This is a genomic window from Glycomyces arizonensis DSM 44726 (assembly GCF_000482705.1).
GTDB lineage: Bacteria > Actinomycetota > Actinomycetes > Mycobacteriales > Micromonosporaceae > Glycomyces > Glycomyces arizonensis.
Map to the genome: position 1 here is coordinate 1 of NZ_AXWO01000054.1, position 1,237 is coordinate 1,237.

1 protein-coding gene is annotated in these 1,237 nt (G+C 62.3%); it reads left to right on the forward strand.

From position 1 onward, the window contains the following. The first annotated feature begins 843 nt into the window (after positions 1-843). Positions 844-999: a hypothetical protein gene (locus H613_RS31530; RefSeq protein ID WP_169732031.1), complete on the forward strand. Its 156-nt coding sequence runs from the start codon at positions 844-846 to the stop codon at positions 997-999. Positions 1,000-1,237 lie beyond the last annotated feature (238 nt).

Here is a 1,237-nt window from a genome sequence, read left to right on the forward strand (position 1 = left end):
GTCACCAACCGATCCCGCACCTCCGCATGCCGCGGATCACCCGCCTCCAACCCCGCCAACTCCACGAACAACGGCGCCAAATGACCGTACTCGTTCGACCTGGTCCGAGTGCTCTCCGACTGTTTGACTGCCATGGGATTCACCGTCCTGCCTGTCCTGCTGGTGGGCGCTGGCGGCTTCGCCGGCGCGTGCTTCATGGGCAGGCCGCTCACGCGGCCATGGGGCGATCCGGGGCTCGAGCGAGCCCGCCGGTCATCGGGGGGACCGTGCGGGGGTGCGGGCTTCGCCGGTGCATGTTCTCTTGTCGGGCGTCGGAACCGCGACCCCACCATTTCACCTGCGAGTCAACCGTTTCAGTGGTCGCGACTCGCCGTGAATCCGCCTCGATCCCAACGATCACCACACACTACTACTCCCTTATCGGGATGTCACCCGATCTGACGCAAGTCCTCATATAAACATAAATGTGGTGCCAATCACATAATTTATCCGCAAGCGGTTTCGGCTGTTGATTCCGATATATCCCATAGAAAAAACAGAATTTAGAGTAAATCAGCAACTCAAGTAACACCGATAACATCGCCAACTTCACCGCGATGCGACCCAATGCGATCGGATGGCACTTCTCGTCACCATCGCGAATGGAGTTTTCGCATTCCTACATAAAATACTGTGGATATTCGCATGCAATGCCGAACTCCGCACGCCCGGTCATTCCCCGATCGCTTCGCGTGCCGCCGAATCGCATGCGCGTCCGAGCCCCGACATCCGCACCACGGTTGAACGCGGCCCGCGCGGGGAACCACGACCGGACGTGTTCCTACGGCCTCGGGAGGCCCCACAATGCGAGCCCTGCTCATCTCGATCGGCGTCATCGCCGTCGCGCTCATCCTGATCGGCCTGCTGGTCAAGGCCGTCAAGTGGCTGCTCATCATCGGGGTGCTCGCACTCGTCATCGCCATCATCGCGGGCTTCATCCAGGCGAAGCGGATGACCTGACGGCCGCGCAAGGCGAAACGACATGAGGAAGCCCTGGCCGACGCATGGTCGGCCAGGACTTCCGTCGGCGGCGGGAGGCGGGTTCGAACCATTCCCGGACCCGCGTGCGCGCCTGGACTATCGGAGTTGGTCGATCACCTGCCCGGCCTGGTGGGCCAGGACGGTGCCGGCCTCGCCGTCCACGCGCTCGGCGAAGAACACGAAGCCTTCGAGCGATCGCACCGCCTGCGAGGTCTTG